Genomic DNA, 21,029 nt, shown 5'->3' on the forward strand with positions numbered 1-21,029 from the left:
CATTTGCGCTTCCCCCGTCTCTCGTGTTTCTCAGTTGCTGATGATGATTATATCCCAAGCCGCCCATAGCCGCCTGATACCACAGGCATTCTCAGGGTTTGACTCCTTATGGTTAAATTAATGATAAGTCCTAGTTATGACAGCCATTAAAATAAATGTGGCTCAACCCCTTTACAAACCCTCATAGAGTGTGTCATATTATAGACACGGTAGAAAAACAACTGCCGGATAAGTACCTCGAAAATTCAATATAGCAATCGTATCCAACATGACTACTACCATTCAGCAGCGCGAGAGCGCCAACGCTTGGGAACGGTTCTGTAGCTGGGTAACATCCACCAACAACCGCCTTTATGTAGGCTGGTTCGGTGTTCTGATGATCCCTACCCTACTAACTGCTACCATCTGCTACATCATCGCTTTTATCGCTGCTCCTCCCGTGGACATTGACGGTATCCGCGAACCCGTAGCTGGTTCTCTGTTGTACGGCAACAACATCATCTCTGGTGCGGTTGTTCCTTCTTCCAATGCGATCGGTCTGCACTTCTATCCCATTTGGGAAGCAGCCAGCTTGGATGAGTGGCTCTACAACGGTGGCCCTTACCAGTTGGTAATTTTCCACTTCTTGATCGGTGTATTTTGCTACATGGGTCGTGAGTGGGAACTATCCTACCGCTTGGGAATGCGTCCTTGGATCTGCGTAGCTTACAGCGCACCCGTTGCCGCTGCTAGTGCAGTATTCTTGATCTACCCCATCGGACAAGGTTCTTTCTCCGACGGTATGCCTCTGGGTATCTCTGGAACCTTCAACTTCATGTTGGTATTCCAAGCAGAACACAATATCCTGATGCACCCCTTCCATATGTTGGGAGTTGCTGGTGTATTCGGTGGTGCTTTGTTCTCCGCGATGCACGGTTCTTTGGTAACTTCTTCCTTGGTGCGTGAAACCACCGAAATCGAATCTCAAAACTACGGTTACAAATTCGGTCAAGAAGAAGAAACCTACAACATTGTGGCAGCTCACGGTTACTTCGGTCGCCTGATCTTCCAATATGCTTCTTTCAACAACAGCCGTTCCCTGCACTTCTTCTTGGGTGCTTGGCCGGTAATCGGCATCTGGTTCACCGCTTTAGGTGTATCCACCATGGCCTTTAACCTCAACGGTTTCAACTTCAACCAGTCCGTAATGGACTCCAGCGGTCGGGTAGTTAACACCTGGGCTGATGTCATCAACCGCGCTAACCTGGGTATGGAAGTAATGCACGAGCGCAACGCTCACAACTTCCCCTTAGATTTAGCTTCTGCTGAGTCTGAGCCTGTAGCTTTGGTTGCACCTCAAATCGGCTAATTTATAGCTTAGATGAAATAGAGCGCCTCCCAGTCGGGGGGCGCTTTTTCGTGCTTAAATTCACTGACCCACATTCAATACATCTTCATAAATTTGCGCCACGGTCATAGTTAGCCCCACAGATTCCCAGGTTAACTGATTATCTTCTCCTAAGATTTCAACTGTCCAACTCCCCGGAGTTTCTTGACGATAGACTTCCACTTGCATAACATCTTGAGAGACTAAAACATATTCCTTCAAAGTTTCTAAGGTTTGGTAGTTCATTAATTTTTCTCGTCGGTCAGTGCTTTCGGTACTTTCTGACAGCACTTCAATAATTAAGTTAGGTTGTGTTTTGAAGTATCGGTGATTATCTTCGGGGTTACAAGTCACGAGTAAGTCAGGGTAATAAAAAATATCGTCTTGAACTTTGACTTTCATATCAGACATGAATACCCGACAGGAACTCCCCCGCAGATGAGAACGTAATAAGGTACAAAGATTAACGGCAATGAGATTGTGTTCTTCACTAGCACCCGCCATAGCAAACACATAACCGCCCATATACTCATGGCGAATGGTGCTTTCGGCTTCAGCGATGATATAGTCTTCAACGGTAAAGAGGGGTAAAGGTGAACGCATTTTAGGGATTCTCCTAGTTTTTCTCTTTCAACTATTCTAACTTAGCTTAAATTTAAGATACTGTTGCCAAATCGGATGCAGTTGAAACATTCCTCGCTCTCCCTCTGATATTTTTTCTGGCAACCCCCGTCTAACTAAAGATTGGATGGCTGACCATAATTCAGATGGGGATAATTCAGGATTAGTGGGTTGTTCAGAAAGGGCGATCGCTTGATTTTCTCGGAAACCAGAAATCACCTGTTGTTCTAATTGGGATAATCGTTCTAACTGAGATTCTAAAATTGGTTCTAAGTCACCTAAAAAGATGTCCTCGCTGTGGCTTAAAAATAGGGAAACGCTACCATCAAATAGTTCGACTATGGTTGAGGCGATGATATTTAACCAGGTAGGATGTCCTTGATAGAGGTTGATTAATTCCGGCCATTTGTCGGAGTCGGTTAATTGGTGCGATCGCAAAATTTCCTCAGCATCGGCTGATAATCCTTTCAGGTGTAACGTGCAAGTGGAGTGTTTTTCGGCTTCTAAGGTAGCAATGGCTCTAGGTTTTTCCCAACTGAGGAGAATCACGCAACTTTGATGATGGTTTTTGGCAATTTTCCGAAAAATTGTCCGGTATTCTTTAAAGTCTGTCAAGTATTCCCCCGCCAATGCACCGCTTTTAAAAAGATTGTGTAGGTCATCCAATATGACTAAGCAACGGCAGTGACGGAAATAATCAATTATTGTAGGAAATGGGGGATTTTGTGACTGGTCAAAAAATTGTTGCAGTTGGTTTTTCAGGGAGGAAAAGGTGGGAGTTTCTGTGAGACTTTTCCAAAAAATATAGTCAAATTCCGGCTGAATTTGTTCGATGAGTTGCCTGGTTAGTACGCTTTTGCCAATGCCACTTAATCCATAGATGGTAATTAAGCGCCTCCGGTCTTGTAATATCCACTGTTTGAGGGTATTTAATTCGGTGGTGCGGTTGTCAAATTCCGTGAGGTCTGGTGCATCGATTAAGTCAATAATGGGTGAGGGATTTTGGGTGGGGGAAGAGTCAGGAGAAGAGTTAGGAGAAGAGTCAGGAGAAGAGGGCGATCGCTGTTTCGGATTTTCTTCGTATTGCCTGCTTTCTCCACAGATATTAATCGAACTATTAATATAACTACCAACTATCTCCAAAGATTTACCATAATTGTAAATGTTAGATACGGCTTTTCGTTCTAAAACAGAGCGAGAATTCGCCTTATGAATCTCTTCTCCCAATATTGCCGATAGAGTCTGCCATAATTCCCCAGCAATATTTTTAATATGAGACTTACTGCGATGGCACTTTTTAGCAATATCCTCATATTTGAACCCTTGCCAAGCGCCTTCTAGGATAGCGGTTTGCACAGAATCAAGGTGTTTCTCTGTTTTGGCAAATATAATGTCATCTGCCCACTGTATCAGTTCTTCAGTAGTCATAGATTTCTTTGGGGTTGAAGTCTTGGTTTCAGCTTTTCTTAATTTATCATACTTTTTCGTACTTTTCCGTACCTTAGCAAATAGGGTATAGATAAATTGATAAAAAACTTTACAAAACTCCTGACTTTACCGTACTTTTTAGGGGTTGTAACATCCAGAATTATCTTATACAATCAAAAAAATCTTTTCATCAACTAGACTTGGAGAGAAACTATGCAAAAGCTAATGGCATTTTTTTCGGCATCAATATTAATGGTTGTGTTGTTTTTCAGCAGTGTTGTCCCTGTATGGGCTAGTACGTCTTTTAACCCAATACATAATGTTGATATCAGTCAGGGATATACGTCAAATTCACAGTACGATCAAATTCAAAAACATTTAATTGTTGAGAAGTTGGTTTGCCGATACGTTGATGGTCAAAAAAGATGTTGGAACGAATAGTTTAATCCCTTGAATCTAAGGGTTTAGCCGTCAATTAAAATTTTGCCCCGATTTTTATGCTGATTATATCATAATCGGAGCAAGATTTTAATTTTACCAATAACTTTCAAAAAACAATAAAAATTTATGGAAAGAACAACCATTAATATCCCATCACAAAAATCGAAATTTTAGTTGTATAGTAATCAATAAAAATCATGGCATTACTTAACTTTTTTGCTCCAAAAATATCTCAAAAAACCCCGAAAATTACCGATGAGGATATGGTGCGGATAGTTTGGGAGTTCAAGAAGTCCTTACCATCTCTTCCTGAAAACCCTGAAATATTAGAGGAAATCAGCTTTGATAAGGTAGTGAGTTATTTAAAAAGCGATCGCCCCAATAATCCCAATCTAACACAAGCAGCGATCGTTCGCCAAAAACATCCCGAAGGCACTTTTTTAGCCCTCGTATTTTTGGACGAAAATAACCATTTAATTTATCTGCCCAGTGGTGTTCCTTCAGGACGGCAGATCGTTGCCAAAAAGCTGAATAAAAAATTAAGTCAGTTTTTGGGCGATCGCGATTTCAGTCTGGTTGACTTAAAACAAACATCCCACGTCGTCAAAGCGATTAAGATAGTTAGTTTCATTATTTGGACTACGGTGATTTTACTGGTGTTAATCCCATTACTGGGACGTTTGATTATGGCTCAAGCTTTAGCTGCTGAATTAAATCCTCCTCCCTCACTGGAAATCATGCCAAATATGGTAGCATTTGTGGGTTCAGAGGACCAAAAAGCTTTTGATCAAGCTTGTCAGACAGCCTATAAAGAGGCTCAAGAATATGCCAAACAGGAATTAGATAAATGGAAAGATGAATTAATTAACCGCATAGATACAGATTTTCTGAACTGGTATTTTAGTTACTTTAATCAGAAAAAACAAGAAATTAACACTCTTTTTCAATTTGCAGGCCAAAATATTATCAATGGATTCAATCAGTATAGAGTTAACGAACAAATTAAAAATAGCGTAAATGATAATCTTCAAAGAGAATTTTATCGGCGCGTTGTTAGTCCAGAATCTGTCGAAAGTGAATTTAAGACAATTGTGCTTGATACTACTGAATTGTATCTAAAACTACTATCGCGTCAACTAAAAGATTTTGACATAGACAACAAGGATGATCAAAATGCTGAATCAGAGTGGCATCAAAATTTAAAGGAAATCAAAGCCAGATTAGAAAATGAACAAGGAGAGGAATCATTGCCAGTAGTAGTTATTGGTGGCATGGCAACCACTAAACTTTTAGGAAATTTAGCAGCTAAAATGGGTAGTAAAGCGGCCGCCACTGTGATTTCTAGTCAATTGGCCGCGATGATCGATCCTCTCGTCGGTTTTGGATTGCTTGCCTTCGATTATTGGGATTATCGTAATGGAGTTGAACAAAATAAGCAGCGTTTGCGTTGCGATTTAGTTAAATCTCTAGATCAACTCGAAAATACTCTTTTAAAGAATCCTAAATTTGGTGTGATGTCGGCGGTGAATGAATTAGAGAAAAAAATAAAAAATAGTCTCTAACGCGGATGGCGTGACTGTATTTGTCACCAATGCCGTATCCTGGTATGGGGAAGATGTACAAACCGATCGCTTTCTTTATTCGATGATCAAGTTAGGGCGATCGCTCACCACAGACAAGAAACCGGGTTTCTGTGTTTGTCGCCTCCAGAGGAGTTTCTCCCATTTCAGGTTTGCCGGTTCCAGATTTGGCAGCTATCTATTGGTATCAAAAAAGTAAAATTCCTCACGACAAAGCCGCGCAAATAGCTGGTTTAAATCGTCGCGACTTGCTGAAGGCTTTAACCCGCGAAAAAGTAGATATATTTGCGATCGACTTTAATCACCTACAAAGGGAACTTGAGCGTGAGTAATTCCTAGCATGGTTGCTGCTCAAGGGGGAACTATGTCTATAAATATTTAAAGTAGATGTTGTGCGATCGCTTCTTTTATAGTTCCTCTGGATCTAAACCCAGCGCGCGCAACCTTTCCGCCAGACGTTCTGCCCTCTGGCGTTCGGCCTCAGCCTTTTGGCGTTCGGCCTCAGCAAGCTGTTGAGCTTGTTCGGCTTTTTGGCGTTCGGCCTCAGCAAGCTGTTGAGCTTGTTCGGCTTTTTGGCGTTCGGCCTCTTCCGGTAACAACACCAAATTACCTTCCGTATCATAAAACCGCAGCCAAATTGCCTCCTCACGGTCTATAGTTCCCGACCAAGTTCCCAGCCAAAAGCCCAAGGTCTCACACCACAGCCAACCTCGCTCATTCGCCTCTAAAAGCTGATAACCTCCCGAACTATGCAAATGCCATCCTTGAAAGGCGTTGGCTTCAAACGGGTCAAATACAAAGTAATCTGGGGTTCGGAATATCTGCTGATAGAGCTCCTTTTTCTTTCCTTTATCTACTCTGGCGGTACTGGGAGACATTAGCTCCACAATGACATCTGGGTAGCGACCCCCTTCCTGCCATACTACCCAACCCTGTCGTTCTTTGGTGCCATCTACATCTAACACCGCAAAGAAATCTGGCCCGCGAAAATCTCGGTTCCTAGCTTGTTCGCTGCTATAGTAAATAAACATATTCCCGCCTGTATAGAAATCATGGCGCTCGCTCCAAGCCTGTTGCAATGACCTAATCAGGACGTTCATAGCAATGCGGTGACGGTTACTTTCCAAAGGCTCTCCATCATCAAAAATCAAATCTGTTGGCGGCATGGGGGGTTCCCAGTCCGTTTCGGTAGCAGTTTCGGGGCTAGTATTGGCAGTGAGTTCAACTGACATTTTCGGTTCCCCCGTCTCTCGTATTTCTCAGTTGCTGATGATTATATCCCCAACTTTCCCGATTTGGGGACTGGCTCCCACAGACATTCTCCCACTGGGAAGGCGTTGGGTAAATTACCTAGAAAGTGGATGTTGTTGTGCGATCGCTTCTTTTATAGTTCCTCTGGATCTAAACCGAGCGCGCGCAACCGTTCAGCAAGACGTTCGGCTTTTTGGCGTTCTGCCTCAGCAAGCTGTTGAGCTTGTTGGGCTTTCTGGCGTTCTGCCTCAGCAAGCTGTTGAGCTTGTTGGGCTTTCTGGCGTTCTGCCTCAGCAAGCTGTTGAGATTGTTCGGCTTTTTGGCGTTCGGCTTCGGCTTTTTGGCGTTCGGCTTCGGCTTTTTGGCGTTCGGCTTCGGCTTTTTGGCGTTCGGCTTCGGCTTTTTGGCGTTCGGCTTCTTCCGGTAACAACACCAAATTACCTTCGGTATCATAAAACCGCAGCCAAATTGCCTCCTCACGGTCTATAGTTCCCGACCAAGTTCCCAGCCAAAAGCCTAAACTTTCACACCACAGCCAACCTCGCTCATTCGGCTCTAAAAGCTGATAACCTCCCGAACTCTGCAAATGCCATCCTTGAAAGGCGTTGGCTTCAAACGGGTCAAATACAAAGTAATCTGGTGTCCGAAAAGTCTGCTGATACAGCTCCTTTTTCTTTCCTTTATCTATTCTGGCGGTACTGGGAGACATTAGCTCCACAATGACATCTGGGTAGCGACCCCCTTCCTGCCATACTACCCAACCCTGTCGTTCTTTAGTGCCATCTACATCCAACACAGCAAAGAAATCAGGGCCACGAAAATCTCGGTTCCTAGCTTGTTCGCTGCTATAGTAAATAAACATATTCCCGCCTGTATAGAAATCATGGCGCGCACTCCAAGCCTGTTGCAATGACCTGATCAGGACGTTCATAGCAATGCGGTGACGGTTACTTTCCAAAGGCTCTCCATCATCAAAAATCAAATCTGTTGGCGGCATGGGGGGTTCCCATTCCGTTTCGGTAGCAGTTTCGGGGCTAGTATTGGCAGTGAGTTCAACTGACATTTGCGGTTCCCCCGTCTCTCGTGTTTCTCAGTTGCTGATGATTATATCCCAAGCCGCCGATAGTCGCCTGGAACCACAGGCTCTCTCAGGGTTCGACTCGATTATGGTTGAATTGATGATAAGCCCTACTTATGACAGCTATTAAAATAAATGTGGCTCAACCCCTTTACAAACCTTAACAGAGTGTGTCATATTATAGACACGGTAGAAAAACAACTGCCGGATAAGTACCTCGAAAACTCAATATAGCAATCATATCCAACATGACTACTACCATTCAGCAGCGCGAGAGCGCCAACGCTTGGGAACGCTTTTGTAGCTGGGTAACATCCACCAACAACCGCCTTTATGTAGGCTGGTTCGGTGTTCTGATGATCCCTACCCTACTAACTGCTACCATCTGCTACATCATCGCTTTTATCGCTGCTCCCCCCGTGGACATTGACGGTATCCGCGAACCCGTAGCTGGTTCTCTGTTGTACGGCAACAACATCATCTCTGGTGCGGTTGTTCCTTCCTCCAATGCGATCGGTCTGCACTTCTATCCCATTTGGGAAGCAGCCAGCTTGGATGAGTGGCTCTACAACGGTGGCCCTTACCAGTTGGTAATTTTCCACTTCTTGATCGGTGTATTTTGCTACATGGGTCGTGAGTGGGAACTATCCTACCGCTTGGGAATGCGTCCTTGGATCTGCGTAGCTTACAGCGCACCCGTTGCCGCTGCTAGTGCAGTATTCTTGATCTACCCCATCGGACAAGGTTCTTTCTCCGACGGTATGCCTCTGGGTATCTCTGGAACCTTCAACTTCATGTTGGTATTCCAAGCAGAACACAATATCCTGATGCACCCCTTCCATATGTTGGGAGTTGCTGGTGTATTCGGTGGTGCTTTGTTCTCCGCGATGCACGGTTCTTTGGTAACTTCTTCCTTGGTGCGTGAAACCACCGAAATCGAATCTCAAAACTACGGTTACAAATTCGGTCAAGAAGAAGAAACCTACAACATTGTGGCAGCTCACGGTTACTTCGGTCGCCTGATCTTCCAATATGCTTCTTTCAACAACAGCCGTTCCCTGCACTTCTTCTTGGGTGCTTGGCCGGTAATCGGCATCTGGTTCACCGCTTTAGGTGTATCCACCATGGCCTTTAACCTCAACGGTTTCAACTTCAACCAATCCGTAATGGACTCCAGCGGTCGGGTAGTTAACACCTGGGCTGATGTCATCAACCGCGCTAACCTGGGTATGGAAGTAATGCACGAGCGCAACGCTCACAACTTCCCCTTAGATTTAGCTTCTGCTGAGTCTGAGCCTGTAGCTTTGGTTGCACCTCAAATCGGCTAATTGATAGCTTGGATTAAATAGAGCGCCTCCCAGTCGGGGGGCGCTTTTTTGTGCTTAAATTCACTGACCCACATTCAATACATCTTCATAAATTTGCGCCACGGTCACAGTTAGCCCCACAGATTCCCAGGTTAACTGATTATCTTCTCCTAAGATTTCAACTGTCCAACTCCCCGGAGTTTCTTGACGATAGACTTCCACTTGCATAACATCTTGAGAGACTAAAACATATTCCTTCAAAGTTTCTAAGGTTTGGTAGTTCATTAATTTTTCTCGTCGGTCAGTGCTTTCGGTACTTTCTGACAGCACTTCAATAATTAAGTTAGGTTGTGTTTTGAAGTATCGGTGATTATCTTCGGGGTTACAAGTCACGAGTAAGTCAGGGTAATAAAAAATATCGTCTTGAACTTTGACTTTCATATCAGACATGAATACCCGACAGGAACTCCCCCGCAGATGAGAACGTAATAAGGTACAAAGATTAACGGCAATGAGATTGTGTTCTTCACTAGCACCCGCCATAGCAAACACATAACCGCCCATATACTCATGGCGAATGGTGCTTTCGGCTTCAGCGATGATATAGTCTTCAACGGTAAAGAGGGGTAAAGGTGAACGCATTTTAGGGATTCTCCTAGTTTTTCTCTTTCAACTATTCTAACTTAGCTTAAATTTAAGATACTGTTGCCAAATCGGATGCAGTTGAAACATTCCTCGCTCTCCCTCTGATATTTTTTCTAGCAACCCCCGTCTAACTAAAGATTGGATGGCTGACCATAATTCAGATGGGGATAATTCAGGATTAGTGGGTTGTTCAGAAAGGGCGATCGCTTGATGGTCTCGGAAACCAGAAATCACCTGTTGTTCTAATTGGGATAATCGTTCTAACTGAGATTCTAAAATTGGTTAATCCAGAACTGGTATTAAATAGGTCATTGATTACGCTTGACCTTTCCTCGTCATCCCAATGCCTGATAAATATAAATCCGGTACTTTGTAGCGTTCAACTTCATCATTTGTCCCCTCATAAATTGACAGTAAACCAACTTCCCTTGCCAAATTTAATTCATCTTTAAGATTCTCGACTTCACTGGCTTTAAAAGGAGATCGTCCGATTTTTCTTAACTGGTCAACTAAGTTGGTTAAATCAGGAAACTCTTCGTTAATTAAAGCATCTAACGTCTGTTTTGACACCTCTTCTAGGGAAGCAATTAAAGCTTTAGGTCGAATCACAGTTTTCCCATATAAATTCTTTTCATTTTCTCGCATTTCCCACTCTTGCCCTTGCTTAAACAGTTGTAACAGCGCACGGGGACTATGATTATTACTGCCATCGGCAATCCGTTTCCAAACCCAATTCCGAGTAAAGGCTGATTTTCCTCCCCGCATTCGTTCACCCACTAGCACATTCCAAATATTCCAGACTTGTTGCTCCGTTAAATTTGAATCATCACCGTGGAATAAAAAACGCCCTTGGCCCTGTTGTCCTTGAATGGATTGTACTAAAGTTTTAAACGTATTTGCCTGTAAAGCTGTTTTGACAATTACCTTAAAGAAGTCTACAGATTCTGACCATTGGAGCGTGACTGAACGACCGAAAAAATGGCTTTTATTCTCAAACTGCAATCTGCGCCAAATATCTTCCCGTAACATGACTTTAAACTTAAAGTGAGTCAAATCATGTTCTAAATCATTGATTAAGGAAAGCAAATCAGCAATAGATTTTGTTCTGAGTGCTTGCTCTGGTTTCCCACTGCCAAAACCTGTATCTAACCCATCAATTAATAAAAAAGTTCTGTCTGAAGCAGCCCGATCAAACCGCATCAGCCAATCTTTCATCAAGATACCACATTTTGGTTTTTGTAAGAAACTTTCAATCCAGTTACTTAAGTCAAGTTCAGTATTTAATGGAGTGGATAGAAGATCACCTAAATCTTCATTCGGTTGAGGTTTTTCCCCTTCCCAAGACAAATAACAGGCAAGGCACATTTGAATAAGCCAAAATTCACGCCAACTTTTTTGATACTTTTTCAACTGCTGATCAATCACTTTAGAAGATTCAGCCGTAAAAACCCAAAGACGATTATTTTTGAGAGGATTTGGCGCAAGAATCACAATTGAATGCTGTTGATCATCTTCTAACAGACGACGAAAAATTGCAGTCTTCCCTGTGCCTTTTCGCCCTAAAACAAGCGGAATATTAGGCTGCATCGCACGTTCAACTAAATCCGTCTCCACAAAGGTTTCTAGCAAATTGCTTTGATATTCTGCACTACTGGCTGAGAATTCTAACTCTTGCAAAATTTTGGCTTTATCTTGGGATAAATTTACAGGTAACGGCTGCTCACTAGCCATGGGAAGCAAGCCCTCTATCCACTCTGCCACTGGCTCAAAATCACGCCAATATTCTGGAGTTTCTAAAATTTTATCCGATGTAGCAATGGTTTCTCGATAGGGAATAAAATGAGTTATTTCTGATTCCATAATTGGCTCAAGACCTAATCTTTGATCACTGAGGCTTTTTAACCAATTGTTAATCCAATCAAGGGAACGATGATGATACCGTTCAATCACTTCTGGAGCTTGACTGGCAGGGACCGGAGAAACAATAAATCTAGGGTCAGGCGTGAGTTTAGGGTCAGTTCTACGGTTACGGGAAGCGAGTAAAGCTTGAACTAGCGCCCCCGTTCCGATTTGAGTTTGAGGGTGAGGAAAGAAAACAATAATTGCTAAATCGGCTAAGTCAAAGAGCAACGGACCATTGAGGGGAGTTATTCCGGTTCTGGCATCTAATAAAATAACATCGGGTTTAAAAGAAAGTTCTGTGCTTAAAATCTTAATTAAGTCCCGCAGAGGATTCCGGTCTTCTCGATACCAAGCCTCTGGATCAATAAAATTTAATAATCTGGCATAATTGGCATTGGGTAAACCTGCGGGCAGGCAATAAAGTTCCTCTGTTTCCGAAATACGAATAATCTGATTCTGTAGATCAGGATGTTCGCCTTGGTCTAAACTAAGCAGTGAGAAAATTAAACCTTGTTCTGGCTGAATTTCATTTTCCTTGCCGAACAAAGCTGCTAATCCAGGGGCTTCTAAATCCATATCAACACACAAGACGGTTCGTCCATGATTAGCTAGAATTCGTGCTGTATAAGCTAGGGCGGTGGAACGACCGACTCCCCCTCTGAGAGAGTAAAATGTGGCAATAATGGGACGTTCTAAATCGTCTTCTAAATCTGAGGCAAACATGACAGTTTCAGGATGACTGCGGCGTGCTAATGCTTCTGGCCATAGAGGCAAGTCTAGGGGGGCATCGAGGGGAAGAGAACCTGCCCATTTTTGTTCTTGAGGGGTGAGTAAATCTAACCATTGAATGGTGAGGGATTCTAGTCCATCTAGGACTATTTTTTGTCGTTCTGATTGAGCTTTTCCGGCAAAATCTGAAGAAATAACTACAATACGCCACCCCATATATTGATCCTGTTGAATGCGTAAATCCTCAATCTTTACATGAGCCGCCGACATATTTTGTTCAATTTTATCTTTAATTTCTGAATAATTCATCTAGGCCTCCTAGGTCGAGTACGACGCATTTGAGTTTGTATCCAACCTGTTAACTGTTTAGCTTTCTCTACTAATTCTTGATGGCTCAGAAGACTATCACAAGTGACTTCATATCGTAGTGAGGTGTTCCATTTTTCCAGATAAAACGTTTTTGCTCCGGTAGGATCAGAAAGATCAGAGAGGCGAAAGTTGGCAGATTCCCATAATTCTCGCAAATTATGCCCCTGTTGACCATGTTTTGGAAAACCTGTCCCTCGCTCCTGTAAAAGTGCTTTTAAACTGCATTCAATGGCGTATCCCGCTAAATAAACAGAAGCGACTGAAGTCTTTCGAGTCTTGCTAATCTCGTCCGCATCGGCAGCGCGTTCATTAGCGAGGTTAATCCAATCCTGTGGTTTACTTGGGGGCATAGTTGAGCCATTAATGCTAACGCTCTACTTGTTATAACATTTCCTGACCTCAGTAATTCCTGGCATGGTTGCTGCTCAAGGGGGAACTATGTCTATAAATATTTAAAGTAGATGTTGTGCGATCGCTTCTTTTATAGTTCCTCTGGATCTAAACCCAGCGCGCGCAACCTTTCCGCCAGACGTTCTGCCCTCTGGCGTTCGGCCTCAGCCTTTTGGCGTTCTGCCTCAGCAAGCTGTTGAGCTTGTTCGGCTTTTTGGCGTTCTGCCTCAGCAAGCTGTTGAGCTTGTTCGGCTTTTTGGCGTTCGGCCTCTTCCGGTAACAACACCAAATTACCTTCCGTATCATAAAACCGCAGCCAAATTGCCTCCTCACGGTCTATAGTTCCTGACCAGGTTCCTAGCCAAAAGCCTAAACTTTCACACCAAAGCCAACCCCGCTCATTCGCCTCTAAAAGCTGATAACCTCCCGAACTATGCAAATGCCATCCTTGAAAGGCGTTGGCTTCAAACGGGTCAAATACAAAGTAATCTGGTGTCCGAAAAGTCCGCTGATACAGCTCCTTTTTCTTTCCTTTATCTACTCTGGCGGTACTGGGAGACATCAACTCCACAATGACATCTGGGTAGCGACCCCCTTCCTGCCATACTACCCAACCCTGTCGTTCTTTGGTGCCATCTACATCTAACACCGCAAAAAAATCTGGCCCGCGAAAATCTCGGTTCCTAGCTTGTTCGCTGCTATAGTAAATAAACATATTCCCGCCTGTATAGAAATCATGGCGCTCGCTCCAAGCCTGTTGCAATGACCTAATCAGGACGTTCATAGCAATGCGGTGACGGTTACTTTCCAAAGGCTCTCCATCATCAAAAATCAAATCTGTTGGCGGCATGGGGGGTTCCCAGTCCGTTTCGGTAGCAGTTTCGGGGCTAGTATTGGCAGTGAGTTCAACTGACATTTTCGGTTCCCCCGTCTCTCGTATTTCTCAGTTGCTGATGATTATATCCCCAACTTTCCCGATTTTGGGACTGGCTCCCACAGACATTCTCCCACTGGGAAGGCGTTGGGTAAATTACCTAGAAAGTGGATGTTGTGCGATCGCCTCTTTTATAGTTCCTCTGGATCTAAACCGAGCGCGCGCAACCTTTGCGCCAGAAGTTCTGCCCGTTGTTCGGCTTCTTCGGCTCGTTGTTCGGCGGCTTCGGCTTTTTGGCGTTCTGTCTCAGCAAGCTGTTGAGCTTGTTCGGCTTTTTGGCGTTCTGCCTCTTCCGGTAACAACACCAAATTACCTTCCGTATCATAAAACCGCAGCCAAATTGCCTCCTCACGGTCTATAGTTCCTGACCAGGTTCCCAGCCAAAAGCCTAAACTTTCACACCAAAGCCAACCCCGCTCATTCGGCTCTAAAAGCTGATAACCTCCCGAACTCTGCAAATGCCATCCTTGAAAGGCGTTGGCTTCAAACGGGTCAAATACAAAGTAATCTGGGGTTCGGAATATCTGCTGATACAGCTCCTTTTTCTTTCCTTTATCTACTCTGGCGGTACTGGGAGACATCAACTCCACAATGACATCTGGGTAGCGACCCCCTTCCTGCCATACTACCCAACCCTGTCGTTCTTTAGTGCTATCTACATCTAACACCGCAAAAAAAACAATCGCCCAAGCAAAATCTCGGTTCCTAGCTTGTTCGCTGCTATAGTAAATAAACATATTCCCGCCTGTATAGAAATCATGGCGCTCGCTCCAAGCCTGTTGCAATGACCTAATCAGGACGTTCATAGCAATGCGGTGACGGTTACTTTCCAAAGGCTCTCCATCATCAAAAATCAAATCTGTTGGCGGCATGGGGGGTTCCCATTCCGTTTCGGTAGCAGTTTCGGGGCTAGTATTGGCAGTGAGTTCAACTGACATTTTCGGTTCCCCCGTCTCTCGTATTTCTCAGTTGCTGATGATTATATCCCCAACTTTCCCGATTTGGGGACTGGCTCCCACAGACATTCTCCCACTGGGAAGGCGTTGGGTAAATTACCTAGAAAGTGGATGTTGTGCGATCGCCTCTTTTATAGTTCCTCTGGATCTAAACCGAGCGCGCGCAACCTTTGCGCCAGAAGTTCTGCCCGTTGTTCGGCGGATTCGGCTCGTTGTTCGGCGGCTTCGGCTTTTTGGCGTTCTGTCTCAGCAAGCTGTTGAGCTTGTTCGGCTTTTTGGCGTTCAGCCTCAGCAAGCTGTTGAGATTGTTCCGCGAATTGTTGAGCTTGTTCAGCATGAAGGCGTTCTGCCTCTTCCGGTAACAACACCAAATTACCTTCCGTATCATAAAACCGCAGCCAAATTGCCTCCTCACGGTCTATAGTTCCTGACCAGGTTCCCAGCCAAAAGCCTAAACTTTCACACCAAAGCCAACCCCGCTCATTCGGCTCTAAAAGCTGATAACCTCCCGAACTCTGCAAATGCCATCCTTGAAAGGCGTTGGCTTCAAACGGGTCAAATACAAAGTAATCTGGGGTTCGGAATATCTGCTGATACAGCTCCTTTTTCTTTCCTTTATCTACTCTGGCGGTACTGGGAGACATCAACTCCACAATGACATCTGGGTAGCGACCCCCTTCCTGCCATACTACCCAACCCTGTCGTTCTTTGGTGCCATCTACATCTAACACCGCAAAAAAATCTGGCCCGCGAAAATCTCGGTTCCTAGCTTGTTCGCTGCTATAGTAAATAAACATATTCCCGCCTGTATAGAAATCATGGCGCTCGCTCCAAGCCTGTTGCAATGACCTAATCAGGACGTTCATAGCAATGCGGTGACGGTTACTTTCCAAAGGCTCTCCATCATCAAAAATCAAATCTGTTGGCGGCATGGGGGGTTCCCATTCCGTTTCGGTAGCAGTTTCGGGGCTAGTATTGGCAGTGAGTTCAACTGACATTTTCGGTTCCCCCGTCTCTCGTATTTCTCAGTTGCTGATGATTATATCCCCAACTTTCCCGATTTGGGGACTGGCTCCCACAGACATTCTCCCACTGGGAAGGCGTTGGGTAAATTACCTAGAAAGTAGATGTTGTTGTGCGATCGCCTCTTTTATAGTTCCTCTGGATCTAAACCCAGCGCGCGCAACCGTTGCGCCAGACGTTCTGCCCTCTGGCGTTCGGCCTCAGCCTTTTGGCGTTCTGCCTCAGCAAGCTGTTGAGCTTGTTCGGCTTTTTGGCGTTCGGCCTCAGCAAGCTGTTGAGCTTGTTCGGCTTTTTGGCGTTCGGCCTCAGCAAGCTGTTGAGATTGTTCCGCGAATTGTTGAGCTTGTTCAGCATGAAGGCGTTCTGCCTCTTCCGGTAACAACACCAAATTACCTTCCGTATCATAAAACCGCAGCCAAATTGCTTCCTCACGGTCTATAGTTCCTGACCAGGTTCCTAGCCAAAAGCCCAAGGTCTCACACCACAGCCAACCTCGCTCATTCGCCTCTAAAAGCTGATAACCTCCCGAACTCTGCAAATGCCATCCTTGAAAGGCGTTGGCTTCAAACGGGTCAAATACAAAGTAATCTGGTGTCCGAAAAGTCCGCTGATACAGCTCCTTTTTCTTTCCTTTATCTACTCTGGCGGTACTGGGAGACATTAGCTCCACAATGACATCTGGGTAGCGACCCCCTTCCTGCCATACTACCCAACCCTGTCGTTCTTTAGTGCCATCTACATCTAACACCGCAAAAAAATCTGGCCCGCGAAAATCTCGGTTCCTAGCTTGTTCGCTGCTATAGTAAATAAACATATTCCCGCCTGTATAGAAATCATGGCGCTCGCTCCAAGCCTGTTGCAATGACCTAATCAGGACGTTCATAGCAATGCGGTGACGGTTACTTTCCAAAGGCTCTCCATCATCAAAAATCAAATCTGTTGGCGGCATGGGGGGTTCCCATTCCGTTTCGGTAGCAGTTTCGGGGCTAGTATTGGCAGTGAGTTCAACTGACATTTTCGGTTCCCCCGTCTCTCGTATTTCTCAGTTGCTGATGATTATATCCCCAACTTTCCCGATTTGGGGACTGGCTCCCACAGACATTCTCCCACTGGGAAGGCGTTGGGTAAATTACCTAGAAAGTGGATGTTGTGCGATCGCTTCTTTTATAGTTCCTCTGGATCTAAACCCAGCGCGCGCAACCGTTGCGCCAGACGTTCGGCTCGTTGTTCGGCGGATTGGGCTCGTTGTTCGGCGGATTCCGCTCGTTGTTCGGCGGATTCCGCCTTTTGCCGTTCAGCTTCGGCTTTTTGGCGTTCAGCTTCGGCTTTTTGACGTTCGGCTTCAGCTTTTTGGCGTTCCGCTTCAGCTTTTTGGCGTTCGGCTTCAGCTTTTTGGCGTTCCGCTTCAGCTTTTTGGCGTTCGGCTTCAGCTTTTTGGCGTTCCGCTTCTTCTGGTAACAGGACTAAATTACCTTCGGTATCATAAAACCGCAGCCAAATTGCTTCCTCACGGTCTATAGTTCCTGACCAGGTTCCTAGCCAAAAGCCCAAGGTCTCACACCAAAGCCAACCCCGCTCATTCGGCTCTAAAAGCTGATAACCTCCCGAACTATGCAAATGCCATCCTTGAAAGGCGTTGGCTTCAAACGGGTCAAATACAAAGTAATCTGGGGTTCGGAATATCTGCTGATACAGCTCCTTTTTCTTTCCTTTATCTACTCTGGCGGTACTGGGAGACATCAACTCCACAATGACATCTGGGTAGCGACCCCCTTCCTGCCATACTACCCAACCCTGTCGTTCTTTGGTGCCATCTACATCTAACACCGCAAAAAAATCTGGCCCGCGAAAATCTCGGTTCCTAGCTTGTTCGCTGCTATAGTAAATAAACATATTCCCGCCTGTATAGAAATCATGGCGCTCGCTCCAAGCCTGTTGCAATGACCTAATCAGGACGTTCATAGCAATGCGGTGACGGTTACTTTCCAAAGGCTCTCCATCATCAAAAATCAAATCTGTTGGCGGCATGGGGGGTTCCCATTCCGTTTCGGTAGCAGTTTCGGGGCTAGTATTGGCAGTGAGTTCAACTGACATTTTCGGTTCCCCCGTCTCTCGTATTTCTCAGTTGCTGATGATTATATCCCCAACTTTCCCGATTTGGGGACTGGCTCCCACAGACATTCTCCCACTGGGAAGGCGTTGGGTAAATTACCTAGAAAGTAGATGTTGTTGTGCGATCGCCTCTTTTATAGTTCCTCTGGATCTAAACCCAGCGCGCGCAACCTTTCCGCCAGACGTTCGGCTCGTTGTTCGGCGGATTGGGCTCGTTGTTCGGCGGATTCCGCCTTTTGGCGTTCGGCTTCGGCTTTTTGGCGTTCGGCTTCGGCTTTTTGGCGTTCCGCTTCAGCTTTTTGGCGTTCGGCTTCAGCTTTTTGGCGTTCCGCTTCTTCTGGTAACAGGACTAAATTACCTTCGGTATCATAAAACCGCAGCCAAATTGCCTCCTCACGGTCTATAGTTCCTGACCAGGTTCCTAGCCAAAAGCCCAAGGTCTCACACCAAAGCCAACCCCGCTCATTCGGCTCTAAAAGCTGATAACCTCCCGAACTCTGCAAATGCCATCCTTGAAAGGCGTTGGCTTCAAACGGGTCAAATACAAAGTAATCTGGTGTCCGAAAAGTCCGCTGATACAGCTCCTTTTTCTTTCCTTTATCTATTCTGGCGGTACTGGGAGACATCAACTCCACAATGACATCTGGGTAGCGACCCCCTTCCTGCCATACTACCCAACCCTGTCGTTCTTTGGTGCCATCTACATCTAACACCGCAAAGAAATCAGGGCCACGAAAATCTCGGTTCCTAGCTTGTTCGCTGCTATAGTAAATAAACATATTCCCGCCTGTATAGAAATCATGGCGCGCACTCCAAGCCTGTTGCAATGACCTAATCAGGACGTTCATAGCAATGCGGTGACGGTTACTTTCCAAAGGCTCTCCATCATCAAAAATCAAATCTGTTGGCGGTATGGGGGGTTCCCATTCCGTTTCGGTAGCAGTTTCGGGGCTAGTATTGGCAGTGAGTTCAACTGACATTTTCGGTTCCCCCGTCTCTCGTATTTCTCAGTTGCTGATGATTATATCCCCAACTTTCCCGATTTTGGGACTGGCTCCCACAGACATTCTCCCACTGGGAAGGCGTTGGGTAAATTACCTAGAAAGTGGATGTTGTGCGATCGCCTCTTTTATAGTTCCTCTGGATCTAAACCCAGCGCGCGCAACCTTTCCGCCAGACGTTCTGCTCGTTGTTCGGCGGATTCTGCTCGTTGTTCGGCGGATTCCGCCTTTTGGCGTTCAGCTTCTTCTGGTAACAGGACTAAATTACCTTCGGTATCATAAAACCGCAGCCAAATTGCCTCCTCACGGTCTATAGTTCCTGACCAAGTTCCCAGCCAAAAGCCCAAGGTTTCACACCACAGCCAACCCCGCTCATTCGGCTCTAAAAGCTGATAACCTCCCGAACTCTGCAAATGCCATCCTTGAAAGGCGTTGGCTTCAAACGGGTCAAATACAAAGTAATCTGGTGTCCGAAAAGTCCGCTGATACAGCTCCTTTTTCTTTCCTTTATCTATTCTGGCGGTACTGGGAGACATCAACTCCACAATGACATCTGGGTAGCGACCCCCTTCCTGCCATACTACCCAACCCTGTCGTTCTTTGGTGCCATCTACATCTAACACCGCAAAGAAATCAGGGCCACGAAAATCTCGGTTCCTAGCTTGTTCGCTGCTATAGTAAATAAACATATTCCCGCCTGTATAGAAATCATGGCGCGCACTCCAAGCCTGTTGCAATGACCTAATCAGGACGTTCATAGCAATGCGGTGACGGTTACTTTCCAAAGGCTCTCCATCATCAAAAATCAAATCTGTTGGCGGTATGGGGGGTTCCCATTCCGTTTCGGTAGCAGTTTCGGGGCTAGTATTGGCAGTGAGTTCAACTGACATTTTCGGTTCCCCCGTCTCTCGTATTTCTCAGTTGCTGATGATTATATCCCCAACTTTCCCGATTTGGGGACTGGCTCCCACAGACATTCTCCCACTGGGAAGGCGTTGGGTAAATTACCTAGAAAGTGGATGTTGTGCGATCGCCTCTTTTATAGTTCCTCTGGATCTAAACCCAGCGCGCGCAACCTTTCCGCCAGACGTTCTGCTCGTTGTTCGGCGGATTCTGCTCGTTGTTCGGCGGATTCCGCCTTTTGGCGTTCAGCTTCTTCTGGTAACAGGACTAAATTACCTTCGGTATCATAAAACCGCAGCCAAATTGCCTCCTCACGGTCTATAGTTCCTGACCAAGTTCCCAGCCAAAAGCCCAAGGTTTCACACCACAGCCAACCTCGCTCATTCGCCTCTAAAAGCTGATAACCTCCCGAACTATGCAAATGCCATCCTTGAAAGGCGTTGGCTTCAAACGGGTCAAATACAAAGTAATCTGGGGTCCGGAATATCTGCTGATAGAGATCCTTTTTCTTTCCTTTATCTATTCTGGCGGTACTGGGAGACATCAACTCCACAATGACATCTGGGTAGCGACCCCCTTCCTGCCATACTACCCAACCCTGTCGTTCTTTGGTGCCATCTACATCTAACACCGCAAAAAAATCTGGCCCGCGAAAATCTCGGTTCCTAGCTTGTTCGCTGCTATAGTAAATAAACATATTCCCGCCTGTATAGAAATCATGGCGCTCGCTCCAAGCCTGTTGCAATGACCTAATCAGGACGTTCATAGCAATGCGGTGACGGTTACTTTCCAAAGGCTCTCCATCATCAAAAATCAAATCTGTTGGCGGCATGGGGGGTTCCCATTCCGTTTCGGTAGCAGTTTCGGGGCTAGTATTGGCAGTGAGTTCAACTGACATTTTCGGTTCCCCCGTCTCTCGTATTTCTCAGTTGCTGATGATTATATCCCCAACTTTCCCGATTTGGGGACTGGCTCCCACAGACATTCTCCCAC

Annotated in this window: 20 protein-coding genes; 4 read left to right on the forward strand and 16 right to left on the reverse strand. The window is 45.4% G+C overall.

The window, feature by feature from the left end; all coding sequences use genetic code 11:
* The first annotated feature begins 268 nt into the window (after nt 1-268).
* Nucleotides 269-1,348: a photosystem II q(b) protein gene (psbA, locus tag HFV01_RS25060; protein ID WP_006621986.1), complete on the forward strand. Its 1,080-nt coding sequence runs from the start codon at nt 269-271 to the stop codon at nt 1,346-1,348.
* Between the two features lie 60 nt (nt 1,349-1,408).
* Here psbA (HFV01_RS25060) and HFV01_RS25065 read toward each other — a convergent pair whose 3' ends face one another.
* Together HFV01_RS25065 and HFV01_RS32215 are read right to left on the reverse strand one after the other, a co-directional pair.
* Entirely contained in the window at nt 1,409-1,969 is a 561-nt protein-coding gene (locus HFV01_RS25065) for a Uma2 family endonuclease (protein WP_187758255.1), read from the reverse strand.
* A 36-nt stretch (nt 1,970-2,005) separates the two neighbouring features.
* A complete protein-coding gene (locus HFV01_RS32215; protein WP_193520483.1) occupies nt 2,006-3,415 on the reverse strand; it encodes a helix-turn-helix domain-containing protein in 1,410 nt (469 codons plus the stop codon).
* A 638-nt stretch (nt 3,416-4,053) separates the two neighbouring features.
* Here HFV01_RS32215 and HFV01_RS25075 point away from each other — a divergent pair.
* Both HFV01_RS25075 and HFV01_RS25080 read left to right on the forward strand, forming a co-directional pair.
* Nucleotides 4,054-5,418: a hypothetical protein gene (locus HFV01_RS25075; protein WP_046321160.1), complete on the forward strand. Its 1,365-nt coding sequence runs from the start codon at nt 4,054-4,056 to the stop codon at nt 5,416-5,418.
* A 185-nt stretch (nt 5,419-5,603) separates the two neighbouring features.
* Complete coding sequence (locus HFV01_RS25080; RefSeq protein ID WP_072053749.1) at nt 5,604-5,768, forward strand: UPF0175 family protein; 165 nt, start codon at nt 5,604-5,606, stop codon at nt 5,766-5,768.
* A gap of 75 nt (nt 5,769-5,843) precedes the next feature.
* Here HFV01_RS25080 and HFV01_RS25085 read toward each other — a convergent pair whose 3' ends face one another.
* Nucleotides 5,844-6,668: a Uma2 family endonuclease gene (locus tag HFV01_RS25085; protein WP_048894886.1), complete on the reverse strand. Its 825-nt coding sequence runs from the start codon at nt 6,666-6,668 to the stop codon at nt 5,844-5,846.
* Between the two features lie 152 nt (nt 6,669-6,820).
* A complete protein-coding gene (locus tag HFV01_RS25090) occupies nt 6,821-7,750 on the reverse strand; it encodes a Uma2 family endonuclease (RefSeq protein ID WP_108615100.1) in 930 nt (309 codons plus the stop codon).
* 263 nt (nt 7,751-8,013) lie between these two features.
* Between HFV01_RS25090 and psbA (HFV01_RS25095) the strand changes: the two genes are divergently transcribed.
* Entirely contained in the window at nt 8,014-9,093 is a 1,080-nt protein-coding gene (gene psbA / locus HFV01_RS25095; protein WP_006621986.1) for a photosystem II q(b) protein, read from the forward strand.
* A gap of 60 nt (nt 9,094-9,153) precedes the next feature.
* Here the strand turns inward: psbA (HFV01_RS25095) and HFV01_RS25100 are convergent, their stop codons facing one another.
* The 12 genes from HFV01_RS25100 to HFV01_RS25155 form a co-directional block, all read right to left on the reverse strand.
* The gene (locus tag HFV01_RS25100) at nt 9,154-9,714 is read right to left on the reverse strand and encodes a Uma2 family endonuclease (RefSeq protein WP_046321167.1); all 561 of its coding nucleotides are present in this window, start codon (nt 9,712-9,714) and stop codon (nt 9,154-9,156) included.
* A 36-nt stretch (nt 9,715-9,750) separates the two neighbouring features.
* Nucleotides 9,751-9,951 carry a hypothetical protein gene (locus tag HFV01_RS32220; RefSeq protein WP_046321168.1) on the reverse strand — a complete coding sequence of 67 codons (201 nt, stop codon included), beginning with the start codon at nt 9,949-9,951 and terminating at the stop codon, nt 9,751-9,753.
* 81 nt (nt 9,952-10,032) lie between these two features.
* Complete coding sequence (locus tag HFV01_RS25110) at nt 10,033-12,657, reverse strand: P-loop ATPase, Sll1717 family (protein ID WP_046321169.1); 2,625 nt, start codon at nt 12,655-12,657, stop codon at nt 10,033-10,035.
* Entirely contained in the window at nt 12,654-13,067 is a 414-nt protein-coding gene (locus HFV01_RS25115; protein ID WP_008056518.1) for a HEPN domain-containing protein, read from the reverse strand. The genes HFV01_RS25110 and HFV01_RS25115 overlap by 4 nt, the downstream gene beginning before the upstream one ends.
* 131 nt (nt 13,068-13,198) lie before the next feature.
* Entirely contained in the window at nt 13,199-14,023 is an 825-nt protein-coding gene (locus HFV01_RS25120) for a Uma2 family endonuclease (RefSeq protein WP_108615101.1), read from the reverse strand.
* Between the two features lie 149 nt (nt 14,024-14,172).
* Nucleotides 14,173-14,979: a Uma2 family endonuclease gene (locus tag HFV01_RS25125; protein WP_193520484.1), complete on the reverse strand. Its 807-nt coding sequence runs from the start codon at nt 14,977-14,979 to the stop codon at nt 14,173-14,175.
* Nucleotides 14,980-15,128: 149 nt separating this feature from the next.
* Complete coding sequence (locus HFV01_RS25130) at nt 15,129-15,995, reverse strand: Uma2 family endonuclease (protein WP_193520485.1); 867 nt, start codon at nt 15,993-15,995, stop codon at nt 15,129-15,131.
* Nucleotides 15,996-16,147: 152 nt separating this feature from the next.
* A complete protein-coding gene (locus HFV01_RS25135) occupies nt 16,148-17,035 on the reverse strand; it encodes a Uma2 family endonuclease (RefSeq protein ID WP_193520486.1) in 888 nt (295 codons plus the stop codon).
* A 149-nt stretch (nt 17,036-17,184) separates the two neighbouring features.
* A complete protein-coding gene (locus HFV01_RS25140) occupies nt 17,185-18,114 on the reverse strand; it encodes a Uma2 family endonuclease (protein WP_193520487.1) in 930 nt (309 codons plus the stop codon).
* Between the two features lie 152 nt (nt 18,115-18,266).
* On the reverse strand, nt 18,267-19,112 hold the full coding sequence (locus tag HFV01_RS25145) for a Uma2 family endonuclease (protein WP_193520488.1): 846 nt from the start codon (nt 19,110-19,112) through the stop codon (nt 18,267-18,269).
* 149 nt (nt 19,113-19,261) lie between these two features.
* Nucleotides 19,262-20,023 carry a Uma2 family endonuclease gene (locus HFV01_RS25150; protein WP_193520489.1) on the reverse strand — a complete coding sequence of 254 codons (762 nt, stop codon included), beginning with the start codon at nt 20,021-20,023 and terminating at the stop codon, nt 19,262-19,264.
* Nucleotides 20,024-20,172: 149 nt separating this feature from the next.
* Nucleotides 20,173-20,934, reverse strand: coding sequence for a Uma2 family endonuclease (locus HFV01_RS25155; protein ID WP_108615108.1), 762 nt, complete (start codon nt 20,932-20,934; stop codon nt 20,173-20,175).
* Nucleotides 20,935-21,029: the final 95 nt, after the last annotated feature.

The sequence above is a fragment of the Limnospira fusiformis SAG 85.79 genome, assembly GCF_012516315.1.
Lineage (GTDB): Bacteria > Cyanobacteriota > Cyanobacteriia > Cyanobacteriales > Microcoleaceae > Limnospira > Limnospira fusiformis.